18 protein-coding genes are annotated in these 17,193 nt (G+C 69.5%); 9 read left to right on the plus strand and 9 right to left on the minus strand.

Going from position 1 to position 17,193, the window contains the following annotated elements; translation table 11 throughout:
• The first annotated feature begins 74 nt into the window (after positions 1-74).
• The 6 genes from FFT09_RS08100 to FFT09_RS08125 all read left to right on the plus strand — a co-directional run bounded on the left by FFT09_RS08100 (position 75) and on the right by FFT09_RS08125 (position 5,851).
• Positions 75-1,625, plus strand: a complete 1,551-nt coding sequence (locus FFT09_RS08100) for a protein kinase family protein (protein WP_138382304.1) — start codon at positions 75-77, stop codon at positions 1,623-1,625.
• Between the two features lie 48 nt (positions 1,626-1,673).
• Complete coding sequence (gene sigM / locus FFT09_RS08105) at positions 1,674-2,276, plus strand: RNA polymerase sigma factor SigM (RefSeq protein ID WP_024877016.1); 603 nt, start codon at positions 1,674-1,676, stop codon at positions 2,274-2,276.
• Complete coding sequence (locus tag FFT09_RS08110) at positions 2,273-3,046, plus strand: hypothetical protein (protein WP_138382305.1); 774 nt, start codon at positions 2,273-2,275, stop codon at positions 3,044-3,046. Before sigM ends, FFT09_RS08110 begins: the two co-directional genes overlap by 4 nt.
• 85 nt (positions 3,047-3,131) lie before the next feature.
• Positions 3,132-4,127: a thioredoxin-disulfide reductase gene (trxB, locus tag FFT09_RS08115; protein WP_081192729.1), complete on the plus strand. Its 996-nt coding sequence runs from the start codon at positions 3,132-3,134 to the stop codon at positions 4,125-4,127.
• A 29-nt stretch (positions 4,128-4,156) separates the two neighbouring features.
• Positions 4,157-4,483 (plus strand): thioredoxin, encoded by a 327-nt coding sequence (gene trxA, locus FFT09_RS08120; protein ID WP_024877013.1) that lies wholly within the window; start codon positions 4,157-4,159, stop codon positions 4,481-4,483.
• Positions 4,484-4,708: 225 nt separating this feature from the next.
• A complete protein-coding gene (locus FFT09_RS08125) occupies positions 4,709-5,851 on the plus strand; it encodes an N-acetylmuramoyl-L-alanine amidase (RefSeq protein WP_081192731.1) in 1,143 nt (380 codons plus the stop codon).
• A gap of 104 nt (positions 5,852-5,955) precedes the next feature.
• On the opposite strand, the gene FFT09_RS08130 is transcribed toward FFT09_RS08125, so the two are convergent.
• Positions 5,956-6,594 (minus strand): GNAT family N-acetyltransferase, encoded by a 639-nt coding sequence (locus FFT09_RS08130; RefSeq protein ID WP_024877011.1) that lies wholly within the window; start codon positions 6,592-6,594, stop codon positions 5,956-5,958.
• A gap of 213 nt (positions 6,595-6,807) precedes the next feature.
• On the opposite strand from FFT09_RS08130, the gene FFT09_RS08135 reads away from it, so the two are divergent.
• Positions 6,808-8,148, plus strand: a complete 1,341-nt coding sequence (locus tag FFT09_RS08135) for an aminotransferase-like domain-containing protein (RefSeq protein ID WP_138382306.1) — start codon at positions 6,808-6,810, stop codon at positions 8,146-8,148.
• A 49-nt stretch (positions 8,149-8,197) separates the two neighbouring features.
• Positions 8,198-9,148, plus strand: coding sequence for a D-alanine--D-alanine ligase family protein (locus FFT09_RS08140; protein ID WP_024877009.1), 951 nt, complete (start codon positions 8,198-8,200; stop codon positions 9,146-9,148).
• A gap of 65 nt (positions 9,149-9,213) precedes the next feature.
• Here the strand turns inward: FFT09_RS08140 and FFT09_RS08145 are convergent, their stop codons facing one another.
• From FFT09_RS08145 to rpmH, 8 genes are all read right to left on the minus strand, one after another.
• Positions 9,214-10,224: a ParB/RepB/Spo0J family partition protein gene (locus FFT09_RS08145; RefSeq protein ID WP_024877008.1), complete on the minus strand. Its 1,011-nt coding sequence runs from the start codon at positions 10,222-10,224 to the stop codon at positions 9,214-9,216.
• Complete coding sequence (locus FFT09_RS08150) at positions 10,221-11,123, minus strand: ParA family protein (protein WP_024877007.1); 903 nt, start codon at positions 11,121-11,123, stop codon at positions 10,221-10,223. Before FFT09_RS08150 ends, FFT09_RS08145 begins: the two co-directional genes overlap by 4 nt.
• Before the next feature lie 88 nt (positions 11,124-11,211).
• Positions 11,212-11,904 (minus strand): 16S rRNA (guanine(527)-N(7))-methyltransferase RsmG, encoded by a 693-nt coding sequence (gene rsmG / locus FFT09_RS08155; RefSeq protein WP_081192737.1) that lies wholly within the window; start codon positions 11,902-11,904, stop codon positions 11,212-11,214.
• 164 nt (positions 11,905-12,068) lie between these two features.
• Positions 12,069-12,608 carry a Jag family protein gene (locus tag FFT09_RS08160; protein ID WP_081192739.1) on the minus strand — a complete coding sequence of 180 codons (540 nt, stop codon included), beginning with the start codon at positions 12,606-12,608 and terminating at the stop codon, positions 12,069-12,071.
• A 24-nt stretch (positions 12,609-12,632) separates the two neighbouring features.
• On the minus strand, positions 12,633-13,688 hold the full coding sequence (gene yidC, locus FFT09_RS08165) for a membrane protein insertase YidC (RefSeq protein ID WP_081192741.1): 1,056 nt from the start codon (positions 13,686-13,688) through the stop codon (positions 12,633-12,635).
• Positions 13,689-13,693: 5 nt separating this feature from the next.
• Entirely contained in the window at positions 13,694-14,026 is a 333-nt protein-coding gene (yidD, locus tag FFT09_RS08170; protein WP_138382307.1) for a membrane protein insertion efficiency factor YidD, read from the minus strand.
• Positions 14,023-14,391 (minus strand): ribonuclease P protein component, encoded by a 369-nt coding sequence (rnpA, locus tag FFT09_RS08175; RefSeq protein WP_024877002.1) that lies wholly within the window; start codon positions 14,389-14,391, stop codon positions 14,023-14,025. Before rnpA ends, yidD begins: the two co-directional genes overlap by 4 nt.
• Positions 14,392-14,422: 31 nt before the next feature.
• Entirely contained in the window at positions 14,423-14,566 is a 144-nt protein-coding gene (gene rpmH / locus FFT09_RS08180; protein WP_081192743.1) for a 50S ribosomal protein L34, read from the minus strand.
• A gap of 530 nt (positions 14,567-15,096) precedes the next feature.
• Between rpmH and dnaA the strand changes: the two genes are divergently transcribed.
• Entirely contained in the window at positions 15,097-16,911 is a 1,815-nt protein-coding gene (dnaA, locus tag FFT09_RS08185; RefSeq protein ID WP_081192745.1) for a chromosomal replication initiator protein DnaA, read from the plus strand.
• The last annotated feature ends 282 nt before the right edge of the window (positions 16,912-17,193 follow it).

Genomic DNA, 17,193 nt, shown 5'->3' on the forward strand with positions numbered 1-17,193 from the left:
GGCGAACCACGCCGTTCACGTACCCTCGTCTCCAGCACACTGGTGAGGGCCGATCGGCAGGGGAGGGCGACCGAGTGGGCATCCGTACACACGGTGGATCGCTGGCACCCGGCGGGGTCGTCGGCGACGGCCGTTACCGGCTGCTCGCGCAGTTCGGCATCGACGAACGCGGCGGCGCGCACCTGTGGCGGGCCCGGGACGGCCAGCTCCGCCGCGACGTCGCCCTGACCATACTGGTCGGCGACCCGGCCGACGTGGATGCCGCGCGGCAGGGCAGACGCACACTCGAACGGGCGGCACACGCGGCCAAGTTCACCCACACGAGCGTCGCTCGCGTCCTGGACGTCCTCACTCTCGGCAACGGCATCAGCTCCAGCGAGGGCCTGCTCGGCATCGTGGTGTCGGAGTGGACCAAGGGCACCGACCTGATCGACCTGGTCAACGAGAAGCGGATCGCACCCAGCACCGCCGCACGGATGGTGCAGGCGCTGGCCGAGCCCGTCGAGCGGGCACACCAGTCCGGCCTCGTACTCGGCATCGACCATCCCCAACGGCTTCGCGTGACACCCGACGGTCACCTGCGCCTCGCGTTCCCCGGCCCGCTGCCGGACACCACGCTGCGGGACGACGTGAAGGCACTGGGTGCGGTGCTCTACCTGCTGCTCACCGGCCGCTGGGCCCTGCCGGGCGGCCCACCGGCGATCCCGGCGGCGCCCCGGAACCAGACCGGGCAGCTCGTTCCGCCGCACGTGATCGAACCCCGCGTCCCGCAGGAGATGTCGGCGCTCGCCGTGCGCACCGTCTCCGACGGCGGGCAGGGCGGCATCCGCACCAGCGCCGCCATCCTGCGCGTGCTCGACCGAGTGGCCGCCGAGGAGGAGCGGACCCGCAAGCAGCCCGAGGAGGTCGACCCCGACGGCACGGTGTGGACCACGAAGAAGCCGGTCAAGGACGCGGAACGACGGCGCAAGCTCGCGCTCGGGGTGAGCGCGCTGGTGATCGCGGCCGTCGCGGCGCTGGCGTGGGCCGGCATGATGGCCATCAGCTTCTTCCAGGACGACGCGCCCTCCGGTCCCCCCGTGAACCTCGCCGACGAGACCAGCGAGCAGCAGCCCCAGGACAACGGCGAAGGTGGTGGCGACGGGGACGGGGACGGGTCCGGCGACGGGGGCCGCACCACGCCGGGTGAGGCGATCACCCCGGCGGACGTCACCGTCTACAACCCGGAGGGCGAGGGCGACAGCGTCTCGGAGGCGCCGCTGGCCGTCGACGGTGACGAGTCGACCTCCTGGGCGACCGACCAGTACCAGCAGCAGTTCCCCGCGTTCAAGTCCGGGGTCGGTCTGATCGCCGCGTTCGACGACCCGATCGACCTGGCGCGTGTGCGCATCCTCGCCGACAGTCCCGGCACGGAGGTCGAGGTGCGCGTCGCCGACTCCGCCGATCCCGCGCTCTCAGAGACCCGCACGGTGGCGGCGGGAGCCCTGGACGGGCCCCGCACCGAACTGACGCTCGACGAGCCCGCGTCCGCCGAGTACGTCATCGTGTGGCTCACCAGCCTTTCGGGTGAGGAAGGCGAGTTCCAGTCCGAGCTGACCGACGTGATGTTCCTACCCTCGGCATGAGCGCGGGCGCGGCCAACAGCCCGTCATCGACTTAGTACCCTCTGCCGGGTGACCGCAGCAGCGCCCACGGACGCCGATCTCATAGCCGCGCACGCGGCGGGGGACCCACACGCCTTCAACGAACTCGTACGGCGGCATCGGGACCGGATGTGGGCCGTGGCCCTGCGCACGGTCCGCGACCCCGAGGAAGCGGCCGACGCGCTGCAGGACGCGTTCATCTCCGCCTTTCGTGCCGCCGCCAACTTCCGCGCCGAATCGCAGGTGACCACGTGGTTGCACCGGATCGTGGTCAACGCCTGCCTCGATCGGGTGCGCCGCAAGCAGGCCCGGCCGACCGTTCCGCTGCCGGAGACACCGCACCAGGAACCGGCGGTACCCCGCGACTCGATGTCCGAGCGGGAGACCCGCCTGGTCATCAAAGAGGCTCTCGACCAGTTGCCGGAGGAGCAGCGGGTGCCGATCGTATTGGTGGATGTGGAGGGGTACTCCGTCGCCGAGACGGCACGACTGCTGGACATCGCGGAGGGAACGGTGAAGAGCCGGTGCGCCCGAGGGCGGGGCAAACTCGCCAAACTTCTCGGTCATCTGCGGAACCCGGGCAACGAGGGTGACGTCCCAACTCACGAAAGCAAATACGGGGAGGGACGATGACGGACGAGAGCAGGGGGCACGGCGGGGTCCTCGGCCCCCCGTGGTCTGTCGACGTGCTCGCCGACCTGCACGCGGGCGTACTGGGCGAGCAGGAGTCCGCCGAGCTGTGGCCCCGGGTGAACGCCGACCCGGAGGCCCGCGCCATCCTCGACGCGTTGGAGTCGACGACCACCGACCTCTCCGGATACTCCGACCTCGACCTCGGGCCCATGCCCGCCGACGTGGCAGCCCGCATCGACGCGGCGCTGGAGCTCCAGCGGCAGGGCGCACGTGCCGCCGACTCCACCGTCGTGAGCTTGGACACGGCGCGCAGGAAGCGCGCCAAGCGACTCGGCTGGGGCGCGGGGCTGCTGACGGCGGCGGCCGCTGCCGTGGCGGCCGTGGTCGTGCTCCCCACCCTGGGCGACGGCGGTGGGTCGGGTTCCGATCTCGCGGACGAGCCGGGCACCACGCCCCCGTCGGCGGGAGCACCCCCACTCGCTCTGAGCAGTAGCGATCCCGCCGCCGCGGTCGGCGACATCAGCACGGTCCGCGACTTCGGTCCGCTCGGCGGCGAGCAGCGACTCGACGCCTGCCTGGCCGCCAACGGGGTCGATCCGGCCGTGCGACCGGTGGGCTTCCGGCCGGTCACGGTCGACGGCCGCGAAGCGCTGGTGGTGCTGCTCACCACGGGCGAGCTGGGGCAGCTGCGGATGCTGGCGCTCGCGCCGGACTGCGGCCCGGACAACCCCGGTGTGCTGCTCGACGAGACCGTGGGCCGCCAGGGCTGAAAGTCACCTTTCCGCTCGCCGGGAACAGTCCCGCCTACGATGCTGTTGACCTGGGTGAGCAGCGTTGTCGAAGCGGAGGGTGCAGGTGAGCGAAGACATCCGGAACCTCATCATCGTGGGCTCGGGGCCCGCGGGATACACGGCGGCGGTGTACGCCGCGCGGGCGCAGCTCGAACCACTGGTGTTCGAGGGCACCCAGTTCGGCGGCGCGCTGATGACCACGACCGAGGTCGAGAACTACCCCGGCTTCCGGAGCGGCATCCAGGGGCCGGACCTCATGGAGGAGATGCGGGAGCAGGCCAAGACCTTCGGCGCCGACCTGCGGCAGGAGGACGTCGAGGAACTGGACCTCACCGGTCCGGTCAAGTACGTCACCGCCCACGGCACGCGCTACGCGGCCCGCGCGGTCGTGCTCGCGATGGGCGCCGCCGCGCGGTACCTGCACGTGCCCGGTGAGCAGGAACTCCTCGGGCGGGGAGTGTCCTCGTGCGCGACCTGCGACGGGTTCTTCTTCCGCGACCAGGACATCGCGGTGGTCGGCGGGGGCGACTCGGCGATGGAGGAGGCGACCTTCCTGACGAAGTTCGCCCGCAGCGTGACCATCATCCACCGCAGGGAGGAGTTCCGCGCCTCCAGGATCATGCTCGAACGCGCTCGCGCGAACGAGAAGATCCGGTGGCAGCTCAACAGCGAGGTCACGGAGGTGCAGGGCAGCGACGGCAAGGTCAGCGGAGTCCGCCTCCGCGACACCGTGACGGGCGAGGAGTCCACACTCGACGTCAGCGGCTTCTTCCTCGCCATCGGGCACGACCCCCGCAGCGAACTCGTGCGCGGCCAGGTGGACCTGGACGACGAGGGTTACGTCCTGGCCGAGGGCCGCGGCTCGTACACCGGCGTCGACGGCGTGTTCGCCGCCGGTGACCTGGTGGACCGCACCTACCGGCAGGCCATCACGGCGGCGGGCTCGGGTTGCTCGGCCGCCATCGACGCGGAACGCTGGCTCGCCGAGCACGACGTGGCCGAGGCACACGAGAGCCCTGAACTCGTGGGCGGCGGATACGCCGCCGCTCGCGGCAACTGACCCACCGGTCGAACACGACAGGAGCAAAGATGACGAACACCGTGAAGGTGACCGACTCCACGTTCACCGACGAGGTGCTCACGCACGACAAGCCCGTGCTGGTGGACTTCTGGGCCACCTGGTGCGGCCCGTGCAAGATGGTCGCGCCCGTGCTGGAGGAGATCGCCGCCGAGCACGGCGACAAGCTGCGGATCGCCAAGCTCGACACCGACGCCAACCCCAACACGGCCAGGGACTACCAGGTCATGTCCATCCCGACCCTCATCCTGTTCCAGGGCGGCAAGCCCGTGAAGCAGATCGTGGGTGCCAAGCCGAAGGCGGCACTGCTGTCCGACCTCTCGGACGTGCTGCAGTAACGAGTTCGGTGGTCCGAGCCTCGCGAAGGAACCCGGAAAGCGCCTGTTTGGGTGCGCTTCCGGGTTTCTTCGCGTTGGGCCATCCGTGTGGGTGACAGCGGGGCAGAGCCCTCCGTCCTCACGCTCCGTCGGCACGGCACAATGGAGGCCGCAACAGGCCCCCGGCCCACCAAGAGTTCTGCACACCACGAGCGCACCCAGTGCCCAAGGAATAGCGAGGAGTGCATGCGGGTACTCCGCCGCGGCGACACCGGACCGGAAGTCGCCGAGATCAGGTCCATGCTCTCGGCTCTGGACCTCCTCCCAGCCGAGGCCAACGGACACGGATCGTTCTTCGACCTGGCGGTCGAGCACGCCGTCCGCGCCTTCCAACAACAACGCGGGCTGATCACCGACGGTGTGGTCGGCCCTGCCACCTATCGGGCACTGCGCGGTTCGACCTACCACCTCGGCAGCAGGCCGCTGGGGTACTCGGTGTCGACACCCGTGCACGGTGACGACGTCTTCGCGCTGCAGGAGCGACTCACCGAGCTCGGTTACGACGCGGGCAGACCGGACGGCGGGTTCGGCCCGCAGACCGAACGCGCGCTGAAGAACTTCCAGCGCGACTACGGGCTGGTCGTCGACGGCATCTGCGGGCCGGGGACCGTGCGGGCGTTGCGGCAGCTGTCGCCGCGCGCGCGTGGTGGCCGGCCGGTGTTCCTTCGGGAGCAGGAGCATCTGCGCAGGGCCGGCCCCAGGCTGCGAGGCAAGCGCATCGTGATCGACCCCGGCCACGGTGGTCCCGACCTCGGGGTGTCCGTGAACGGCGTCAACGAGTCCGACATCGCGTGGGACCTCGCACGCAGGCTGGAAGGCCGGATGAAGGCCACCGGCATGGAGGCGCTGGTCTCGCGCGGACCGGACCACAGCCCGTCGGAGTTGCAGCGGGCGCAGTTCGCCAACGACGCGGGTGCGGACCTGTTCCTCTCCCTGCATTCGGACGGCAACCGCTCACCGCAGGCGCAGGGCGTGGCGAGCTTCCACTTCGGCACCGGCAACGGCACCACCTCCACGGTGGGGGAGCTGCTGGCCGGCTACATCCAGCGGGAACTCGCCGCGAGGACCAGCCTGCTGGACTGCCGCACCCATCCGAAGACCTGGGACATCTTCACGCGTACGCGGTGCCCCGCTGTGCGGGTGGAGATCGGTTACCTCACCAACGGTCAGGACCGCGCCCGGCTGTCCGACCCCGCGTTCCGCGACGTGGTGGCCGAGGGTGTACTCATCGCCGTCAAGCGGCTGTACCTGCTCGGGGAGAACGACCAGCCGACGGGCACCTTCACCTTCGCCGACGTGCTGGCCCACGAACTGCTGCGAGCCGAGTAACTCCACAGTTGTCCACCCCCACCGGGGGACAACTGTGGATGGTTCGACTACTTGTCCACAGCCCTGTGGATAACTTCACTACTTATCCACAGGGCTGTGGGTCATCAGGCCCGCACCACGGTAGGTTCGGCCGTACTCACGCTCACCTGCCCGAGCAGCTTCTCCAGCGCCGCCTCGACATCGGCCTTCCACGACAGCCCGGAGCGCAACTCCAGGCGCAACCGCGGCCAGCGGGGATGCGGTCGCACCGTCTTGAACCCCACGCTGCGCAGGAAGGCGGCGGGCACCACGCAGACGTGCTCCTCATCCCCGGACTCGGGAGCCGCGTCACCGAACGCCTCCACCGCGCGGACCCCGCGCCGGGTGAGGTCGGCGACGACGGCCTGAATCAGCGCCCGCCCCATCCCGCCGCCACGGAACTCCGGGAGCACGTGAAACGCCGTCAGCAGCACCGCGTCGGCACTCGGCGGTGACGTGGGGAAGGCCCCCGACCTCGGCACCGCGTTCGGCGGCGCGTACAGCACGAAACCCACCGGAAGCTCGTCGCTATACACGACCCGCCCGCACGAGCCCCACTCCAGCAGCACGGACGACACCCAGGCTTCCTTCTCCACCTCGGTCTCGCCGTACTCCTCGGCCTGCTCCTTCAGGTGCGGAGCGACCTCCCAGAACACGCAGCGACGACAGCTCAACGGGAGCTGTTCGAGGTTGTCCAGCGTGACGCCGACGACCCGTCGCGACACCGAACCTCCCAAGTCGTTCCACACGTGGTCGCCGGCTCGCCCCGCAAGCATCGACCGCCGAAATCCCGCCCGAGCATATGGGTCTGTGAGAAGCCCCGCCAAGCCCGAGGCACGCCCCGGGATCGAAGTTACACTCGAGTCACGCCCGACCAGCAGGGGACAGCCCGCGACGACCAGACAAGCTTCCTTCGTGAAGCGGAAGCGAAGTGTGCGATGACTTCCTCCCAGCCGCCTCACCTGCCGCAGCACCGGCAGGGCTCCGAGCCGGGTCGACAGAACCTCGACCCCCATCTCGACCGTTACGCCGCGCGTACCGCGGGCATGACGGCGTCGGAGATCCGAGCGCTGTTCGCGGTCGCGAGCCGCCCCGAGGTCGTCTCCCTGGCGGGAGGCATGCCGAACCTGACCGCCCTTCCGCTCGACTCGCTGTCGACACAGATGGCCGAGGTCGTGGCCGACGAGGGACTGGTGGCGCTGCAGTACGGCTCGGCGCAGGGCGTGCCCACGCTGCGGGAGCAGATCTGCGACGTGATGGCGATGGAGGGAATCACCGCCCATCCCGACGACGTGGTGGTGACGGTCGGCTCGCAGATGGGTCTGGACATGGTGACCAGGCTGTTCTGCGATCCCGGCGACGTCATCATCGCGGAGGGCCCGTCGTACGTGGGCGCGCTCGGTTCCTTCGCCGCCTACCAGGCGAACGTCGTCCACGTCACGATGGACGACGACGGGTTGGTGCCCGACGCGCTGCGCGCAGCGCTCGCCCAGGCGAAGAACGCGGGTCAGCGGGTCAAGTGCCTGTACACGATCCCGAACTTCCACAACCCCGCCGGTGTGACGCTGTCCGGCCCGCGAAGAGCCGAGATCGTGGCGATCTGCGCCGAGCACGACGTGCTGGTGATCGAGGACAACCCGTACGGGCTTCTCGGCTTCGACGGGCAGACCTACCCGTCACTGCGCTCGCTCGACCCCGAGAACGTCGTCTATCTCGGTTCGTTCTCCAAGACGTTCGCGTCCGGACTGCGGGTGGGCTGGGTCCTGGCGCCGCACGCGGTGCGCGAGAAGCTCGTGCTGGCCGCCGAGTCCGCCACCCTGTGCCCGCCGACGCTGAACCAGCTCGTGGTGTCCAAGTACCTGAGCACCCACGACTGGAAGGGCCAGATCAAGACGTTCCGCGAGAACTACCGCGAGCGACGTGACGCCATGCTGTCGGCGCTGGAACAGCATCTGCCCTCGGGCTGCACCTGGACACGCCCCGACGGCGGTTTCTACGTGTGGGTGACGGTCCCCGAGGGCATCGACACCAAGGCCATGCTGCCGAGGGCCGTCACGGCACGGGTGGCGTACGCTTCCGGCACCGGCTTCTACGCCGACGGCTTCGGCAGCAGGCAGATGCGCCTGTCGTTCTGCTATCCCACTCCGGAACGCATCCGGGAGGGCGTGCGGCGGCTCGCGGGGGTGCTGGAGTCCGAGCAGGAACTCGTGCGCACCTTCGGTCACGTCAGCACCCGCTCGGTGTCGGGACCGCAGTTCCCCGGACCCGACACGGCCTAGCCGAGCCCGCGTTCCCGTCCCGATCCGCACCAGCCAAGGAGCACCCGAGTTGGCCGAACCTACTGTCGCCGTTCTCGCAGGCGGTCTGTCGCACGAGCGGGAGGTCTCGCTGCGATCCGGGCGCAGGCTGTCCGTGGCGCTGCGCGAGGAGGGCCTCACGGTACGCGAGTGGGACACCGACTCCGGCCTGCTCGACCGGTTGAAGGCGGAGAAGCCGGACGCCGCGGTCGTGGCGCTGCACGGGGGTGAGGGCGAGAACGGCTCGGTGCAGACAGTGCTGGAGATGCTGGGCGTACCGTTCGTCGGCACCAGCTCGGACGGCTGCCGCCGGGCTTGGGACAAACCGATCGCCAAGGCGCTCGCCGCCGAGGCCGGATTCACCACCCCCGAGTGGGTGTCGCTGCCGCACAGCACGTTCCGCGAGCTGGGCGCGAGGCAGGTACTCGACGCGATGGTCGAGCGGCTGGGGCTGCCGCTCATCCTCAAGCCCGACCAGGGTGGATCGGCGCTCGGCGCCCAGGTGGTGCGGGACGCGGCCGATCTTCCGGCCGCGATGGTCGGGTGCTTCGCCTACGGCGACACGGTGCTCGCCGAGCGACTCGTCGACGGCGTCGAGGTGTCCGTCACCGTCGTCGAACGCGACGGGGGACCGGAGGCACTGCCCGCCGTGGAGATCGTGCCCGAGGGCGGTGTGTACGACTACACCGCGCGCTACACCGCCGGGCTGACCGACTTCTTCGCTCCCGCGCGACTGACCGAGGACACGGCCGCGGCGGTGGGGGAGTTGGCCGTCGGCGCGCACACCCTGCTGGGGCTGCGCGACATCTCCCGCACCGACGCGATGATCACCGCCGACGGGACCGTCCACTTCCTCGAGGTGAACTCGTCACCCGGACTCACCGAGACATCGACGGTGCCGATGGCACTGGAAGCGGCGGGAACCTCGCTCGGTGGGGTCTTCGCCGATCTCGTACAGCGCGCGGTCGCCCGAGCGAGTTGATCGGCCGGGTGGGAAGCCCACCACGGCCGATCAGTAAAACCTCACCGTGACGAAACGACCTGGTGTCATAGGTCGTCTATTTGCGATGCCCGATTTGCCCGGTTTGGCGCCATCAGGCCGATGATGCGCTCCAGGTCGTCCGCCGAGCCGAACTCGACGACGATCCGGCCCTTGCGACGGCCGACATCCACCTTCACCCGCGTGTCGAAGGCATCCGACAGCCGCTCGGCCAGTCCGTCCACGCCGGGCATCTCCGTCGGCGTGCGAGCCTGCTTCTTCGGCTTCGACTTCGACTCGCTGCGGGAGAGCGTCACGGCCTCCTCGGTCGCCCGCACCGATAGCCCCTCGGCCACGATGCGCGCCGCCAGCTCCTCCTGCCGATCCGCGTCGTCGAGCGACAGCAGTGCGCGTGCGTGCCCGGCCGACAGCACTCCCGCCGCGACGCGGCGCTGCACGGGCAGCGGGAGCCGCAGCAGCCGGATCGTATTGGTGATCACCGGGCGGCTGCGTCCGATCCGGGACGCGAGGTCCTCGTGGGTCACACCGAACTCGTCCAGCAACTGCTGGTACGCGGCGGCCTCCTCCAGCGGGTTGAGCTGCACCCGGTGGATGTTCTCCAGCAGTGCGTCCCGCAGCATCGCCTCGTCGGCGGTACTGCGGACGATGGCGGGGATGACCTCCAGATCGGCCTGCTGCGCCGCGCGCAACCGGCGCTCACCCATGACGAGTTCGTACTCGTCACCCGGAAGCCGACGCACCACGATGGGTTGCATGAGGCCGAACTCGCGGATGGAGTGCTCCAGCTCCGCCAGCGCCTCCTGGTCGAAGACCTGCCGCGGCTGCTTCGGGTTCGGCTTGACCGACCCGACCGGGACCTCGCGATAGACGGCGCCCGCCACCTCGCCACCGCTCTCACGGATGGCCCCGTTCGCCGCGAACCAACCCGTGTCGTCCTTGGTCCCCACGGTCCCGGCCGGGTTGGGCACGCTGGGGGTCTCGGGGATCTCGGATTCGACCGGTCCCGTCGGAATCAACGCCGCGAGCCCGCGGCCGAGCCCCCCTCTGCGCTCGTTCATGGTCGTAGCTCCCTGTTCGTCCCACGCTCGGCGACCTCACGGGCCGCGTCCACATAACTCATCGCTCCACGGGAACCCGGGTCGTAGCCCAGCACGGTCTGCCCGTATCCGGGTGCCTCCGACACCTTCACGCTCCTCGGGATAATCGTCTTGAGTACGACGTCGCCGAAGTGCCGCCGCACTTCCTGCGTCACCTGGTCCGCCAGCTTGGTGCGTCCGTCGTACATGGTGAGCAGGATGGTCGAGACGGTGAGCGTCTGATTCAGATGACGCTGCACCAGCTCGATGTTGTTCAGCAACTGACCGAGCCCCTCCAGGGCGTAGTACTCGCACTGGATGGGGATCAGCACCTCGTCCGCGGCCACGAGCGCGTTCACCGTGAGCAGTCCGAGTGAGGGTGGGCAGTCGATGAAGACGTAGTCGACGTCGATCGCTTCGAGCGCCTCCCGGGTGAGCCCCTCTTTCAGGCGCGCCTCCCGCTGCGCCATCGACACCAGCTCGATTTCGGCGCCGGCCAGATCGATGGTCGCGGGAATGCAGAGCAGGTTCTCCGACTGCGTACTCGCCTGCGCGGCGTCCGCCAGGGTCGTCTCCCCGAGCAGCAGCTCGTAGACCGACGGGGTGCCGGACCGGTGGTCCACGTCCAGAGCGGTGCTGGCGTTGCCCTGCGGGTCGAGGTCGATGACGAGCGTGCGGACACCGTGCAGGGCCAGCCCGGCGGCGAGGTTGACCGTGCTCGTCGTCTTGCCGACGCCGCCCTTCTGGTTCGCCACCGTGATGACGCGCCTGCGCGCAGGACGTGGCATGGAGTTCGCGTCGGGGTGGAGGACGCGGGCGGCACGCAGTGCCTCCTCGGCGATGGGAGTGCCACCGATTCCGGTTCCCGGGGCGTGGCTCATCGAGCACCACCCCGAACCGTCGCGCTGCGCTGTTTCACGTGGAACATCCGCCGCTCCGTACTGGTCGTCATTCGCTGAGCCAATCCTCTCAGTGCTTCTTCCGTGCGCGTCGCCGCGCAACTCCGGGCGCCCCCGACTCCACCCGTTCGATGGCCACCACGGTGGTCGGCGTCGCGAGAACCCCCACGCCGCACCGTTCGATCTTCGGCTCGCCGCCCCCCAGCCTCCGCACGGCCGCCCGGTCCCGTTCGATCTCGTCCGCCGCCGTCTGTCCCTTCAACGCGAGTAGCGTCCCTGAGGGACGCACCAGCGGCAGGCACCACTCGGCCAGCCGTGCCAGGGGAGCGACCGCCCGGGCGGTCACGACGTCGGCGGCCTCGATCCGGCGTCGCACCCCCTTTTCCTCGGCGCGGCCTCGCTCCACCGTCACGGAGACATCGAGCAGGTCCGCCACTTCCGCCAGCCAGTCGACCCGGCGGGCCATGGGTTCGAGAAGAACAATATCGAGATCCGGGCGCGCGATGGCGAGAGGTAATCCCGGGAACCCCGCACCGGAGCCTACATCGATCACGCGCGCACCGGTGGGCACACGTTCCTGGAGCACGGCCGAGTTGAGCACGTGCCGATCCCAGAGTCGGTCGACCTCGCGAGGGCCGATGAGTCCGCGCTCCACGCCGTGCGAAGCCAGCGTCGCGACGAACGTCGCCGCCACCTCCGCGCGGTCTCCGAACACGAGGTGAGCTTCCGCGGGCACCACAGACGCCTCGCCGTTCGCCTCCAATGACACTCCTCCCGGACGACTGTTCCACGTGAAACAGACTGCGGTCGATTGTCCCCGATCACCGCCGAACGCCCGTGCCCGACTGCGCGTGTTTCACGTGGAACACGACAACGGCCCGCCGGGACGCATCCCGGCGGGCCGTTGTGTGCTGACGGATCGTACGGCTACTCCGGTCGCACGACCACCCGGCGCTTGGGCTCCTCGCCTTCGCTCTCGCTCGTCACGCCGTCCACCGTCGCGACCGCGTCGTGAACGATCTTGCGCTCGAACGGGCTCATCGGCTGCAAGCGGGCCTTGTCTCCGGAGTCCCGCACCGACTCGGCCGTCGTGCGACCCAGCTCCCGCAGTTCCTCGCGGCGGGCGGCCCGCCAGCCCGCCACGTCGAGCATCAGCCTGCTGCGCGCACCCGTGTCCTGCTGCACGGCGAGCCGCGTCAGCTCCTGCAGCGCCTCCAGCACCGTTCCCCGAGGCCCGACCAACTTGTCGAGATCCTCACCGCCGTCGATGCTCACGATCGCGCGGTCGGCCTCGACGTCGAGATCGATGTCGCCGTCGTAGTCGAGGATGTCCAGCAACCGCTCCAGGTAGTCACCCGCGACGTCGCCCTCGCGGACCAACAGGTCGTCGCCGTCCTCCGCCTCGTCGGTCACCGCGGGCGCGGTGTCGTCCCGTTCCGCACCGATCACCTCGGCCGTATCGGACATGTCGTCTCTCCTTCCAGCCCCGCGTCAGCGCCGCTTGCGTCCCTGTGTCTTCTTGCCCTGGTTCGCGGGCCGCTGTTTCGCGCCGCCGTTCTTCGCCCAGGCGCCACCCCGGACGCCGTCGCCGCTGCCCTTCGGGGACTTGCCGTTCTGGTTGTCGCTCCGGTCCTGCTTCGGTTGGGTCGGCTTCGCGGCCGGCTTCTGCGTGGGCTTCTGGCCAACCTGCGGCTTCTGGCCGGGCTTCGGCTTCTGGCCCGGCTTGGGCGCCAGGGTGTCGCGCTTCTCCTTCGCGGCGGCCTTCTTGGCTTCCTCTTCCTTGTCGATACGCCCGTACACGAACCGCTGCTGACCGAGGGTCCACATATTGTTGGCCAGCCAGTAGATCAGCAGGCCGATGGGGAAGAAGGCACCGAACACCAGCACACCCACCGGGAAGATCCACAGCGTCAGCTTGTTCATCACCGCGGTCTGCTGCGTCGCCGACGCGGGGTTCTGGCGTGCCACCGAGTGGCGGGCCGTGAAGTGGGTGGCGACGCTCGCGACGATCATCAGCGGCACGGCGACCGGGGCGACGTCCCAGTGCCACCCTGCCGCCCCACTGCCGCCAGCCAGGCCGAGGTGGTTGATCGCGTCACCGAGGTTGACGCCGAAGATCTGCGCGTCGACGTAGGACGCCACGTCGTTCGCGTCGAAGAAGTAGTTCGACTCGGCGCCGGGTTGGAAGTTCCGAAGCACCCAGTTCAGACCGATGAAGACCGGGATCTGCAGCAGCATCGGGAGGCAGCTGCCCAGGGGGTTGACGCCGTGCTCCTTCTGGAGCTTCTGCATCTCCGCGGCCTGGCGCTGGCGGTCGTTCGCGTACTTCTTCTGGACCTTCTTGATCTCAGGCGCGAAGTCCTGCATCTTCTTCATCGACCGCGTCTGGTTCACGAACGGCTTGAACAGCAGCCCGCGCACCGTGAAGGTGAGGAAGACGATCCCCAGAATCCAGGCGATGGCGTTGTCGTCCCCGAAGACGAAACCGAACACCTTGTGCCACACCCAGAGGATGAATGACACAGGGTAGTAGATGAAGTCGAGCACTAGAGCTACTCCTCGGTAGACATACCAGGGCCTTGGTACCGGAAGCTGAACTTCTCGGGTACCGGGTCTCGTCCCGGTGGGGTCCACGGTCCACAGCGCAGCAGCCTGCGGGCGGCGAGATACGTGCCGCGGGCGGCGCCGAAGCGGGTCAGTGCCTCGGCGGCATAGGCGCTACAGCTCGGATAGAACCGGCACATCGGGGGGAGGTACGGGGAGATCGCCTTGCGATAGAAGCGGATCGGCAGCAGGAGGACCCACGCCACCGGCGTCGGCCTGGTGCGCGCGGCGTCGTGTGCCTGCTCGGCCGCCTGTGTGGAGGCCGCGTGGTCTTCGTTCACGCCGTTGATCCAGTGTTGTCGCGACCCCGCGGCGACAGTCCCAGCCGTCGCAGCGCCGCGTCGAGGTCCGCGCCGAGTTCCGCGCTCGTCGCGGTGGCAGCCGCGGGTAGTGCCCGAACGACCAACGCACTGCCCTCGGGAAAGGTTCCTAGTCTGTCCGCGACGAGATGTCGCAGCCGTCGCGTGACCCGGTGCCGGACGACGGAGTTGCCCACGGCCTTGCTCACGACGAACCCCGCCGTGGTCGCCTCGCCGTGGTCGGTGAGGACGTGCAGCACCAAGCGGCGGCGCCCGGCACGGACGCCGCCTCGCATGACGGCACGGAACTCCTCGCCACGCCGGAGGCGAGCGTCACCCGGAAGCACGCCGCGCCCCGTCGTCGCAGGCCGCGACGTGTCAGGCGGAGAGCCGGGCGCGGCCCTTGCGACGCCGGCCCGCCAGGATGGCGCGGCCCGCACGCGTCCGCATCCGCAGCCGGAACCCATGGGTCCGCGCGCGTCGACGGTTGTTCGGCTGGAAAGTGCGCTTGCCCTTGCTCACGGCAGTCGTTCTCCTGGTCTTGCGGCGGTCGGTCGTCGGTGTCACCGCCACGGGGCGGCCGGGGGCTCACACCCGGCTCGGAGGCGGGCAGGCCGAACGGCGCCGCTGTCAGCGGTAGACCTTACGAGGGTACGCATCGGCATGCTGGCCTGCGACACCGCCCCCTGCGTACACCGCGGGCGCGCGCGCTGTCGCGCGCCGTCACCCGATCGCTGAACACGGCTGGCGACACGCCGGGGGCCGTGAAATCCTTGCCGCCGCGTACGGCTTGTGGCAACACGCGCCGCTTGTTAGCGTGCCCCTTCTCGGACCACCCACGGGGCACGGGGGGACTGCTCAAGAAGGTGGGAGACTCGACCCGGGCGTCACCATGATCCCGACAGACGGAGGGCCGTCGGCTCGGGCGTACATTGGTGCACAGTTGTGGATAACTTGTGGATACCTGCTGCGCGGGTGGCCACGCCGACCTGCCATGACGCTCCGCCGAGCCGTCGAGGAGGGAAAGGTCGAGGGGAGGGGAGCGGAGCCGCGTGTCTGAGCACCAGCTGAACCTGGCTGTGGTGTGGGAGCAGGTCGTCGCCGAACTCTCCGACGGAACACTGTCTCCCCAGCAACGTGCGTGGATGCGGGTCACCCGCCCGATCGGTCTGCTCGACGGTACCGCGCTGCTGGCGGCCCCGAGCGACTTCGCCAAGGAGGCCATCGAACGCGCGCTGCGCGGGCCCATCACCTCGGCGCTGTCGCGGCACATCGGCCGGGACGTCTCCCTCGCGGTCAAGGTCGACTCCGCGGAGAGCGCGCCACCCCTCGGGCCGCAGGGAAACGGTGCCGGCCCCGGTTCCGAGGCGCCCCCGTCGACCTCGCCGGTACCCCCGGGCCGATACGGCAGCACCGGGCCGGCCACGCCACCGGAGCGCCACCCGAGGTCGTCGGGCGAGGACACCATCATCATCCCCGCGATCCGGCCGCCGCTGCAGGAACACGTCGAGCCACGACGCGGGGCGACGCCGAGGCCGCACCCACCCGCGATGCCCTCCCGCCCCGGCCAGTCGACGGCCCCGCCGTCAGGACACCCGCAGCACCCACAACACCCGAGCCATCCAGGGCACCCCGGGCACCCAGCGCGTCCCGGAGCGTCGGCGGGTTCCTCCTCGTCGACCTCCTCCCACGCCACCGACGGGGACGACGCCGACGAGGAGGTCGACGAGGAGGGCGAGGCCCTGGCCGCCGTCCACGAGATCTGGCCGACCTTCTCCGGCCAGCCGATCGCGGGCCAGCCCTACACGGCGCCGGCGCAGCCCCAGACGTCGAAGACCCGGCTGAACGAGAAGTACACGTTCGACACGTTCGTCATCGGGGCCTCCAACCGGTTCGCCCACGCCGCGGCCGTCGCGGTCGCCGAGGCGCCGTCGCGCGCCTACAACCCGCTGTTCGTGTGGGGGGAGTCCGGGCTCGGCAAGACCCACCTGCTGCACGCGGTCGGTCACTACGCGCAGCGGCTGTTCCCTGGCATGCGGGTGCGCTACGTGTCGACCGAGGAGTTCACCAACGACTTCATCAACTCCCTGCGCGACGACCGCAAGGTCGCGTTCCAGCGGCGCTACCGCGACATCGACATCCTCCTCGTCGACGACATCCAGTTCCTCGAAGGTAAGGAAGGCACCCAGGAGGAGTTCTTCCACACCTTCAACACGCTGCACAACGCGAACAAGCAGATCGTGGTGTCGTCGGACCGTCCGCCGAAGCGGCTGGAGACGCTGGAGGAACGGCTCCGCACGCGGTTCGAGTGGGGACTGATCACCGACATCCAGCCGCCCGAGCTGGAGACCCGCATCGCGATTCTGCGGAAGAAGGCGGCGCAGGACCGCCTGGCCGTGCCCGGCGAGGTGCTGGAGTTCATCGCCGCCCGCATCGAGGCGAACATCCGCGAGCTAGAGGGCGCGCTGATCCGCGTCACCGCGTTCGCCTCTCTCAACCAGCAGCCGGTGGACGTCGGGCTTGCCGAGATCGTGCTCCGCGACCTCATCCCGGACTCCCAGGCCCCCGAGATCAGCGCGCCCACCATCATGGGTGTGACGGCCGAGTTCTTCGACGTCACGATGGACGACCTGTGCGGGCCGGGAAAGACCAAGGCGCTCGCGACGGCCCGGCAGATCGCGATGTATCTCTGCCGCGAGCTGACCGACATGTCGCTGCCCAGAATCGGGCAGACGTTCGGCGGCCGGGACCACACCACGGTCATGCACGCGGACAAGAAGATCCGCAAGGAGATGGCGGAGCGCCGCCGCATCTACGACCAGGTGCAGGAACTCACCTCGCGGATCAAGCAGCGCGCTCGCCAGTGAACCGGCGTTCGTCGCCCTGACCGTGCCCGGCCGGGCACGGTTTTTTTGTCTCCACTCCCGCCGACGCCGGACCGCCGTGCCGACCGGCGAAAAAAGTCACCCCTGCTGGTTTCGGCCTCTATCCACAAGGGACCCGAATACTCCATACACAGACGAGTGAATGCCTTGACGTGGACAAAGAGCGAGTTGTCCACAGTAGTCCACAACCCATCCACAGGTCTTCCACAGGTTGCCCACAGTTGTGTCCACAACTAGCCCCCGACCGGCGCCCGGCGCCTCGAC

The sequence above is a fragment of the Saccharomonospora piscinae genome (genome assembly GCF_005862235.1).
Taxonomy (GTDB): domain Bacteria; phylum Actinomycetota; class Actinomycetes; order Mycobacteriales; family Pseudonocardiaceae; genus Saccharomonospora; species Saccharomonospora piscinae.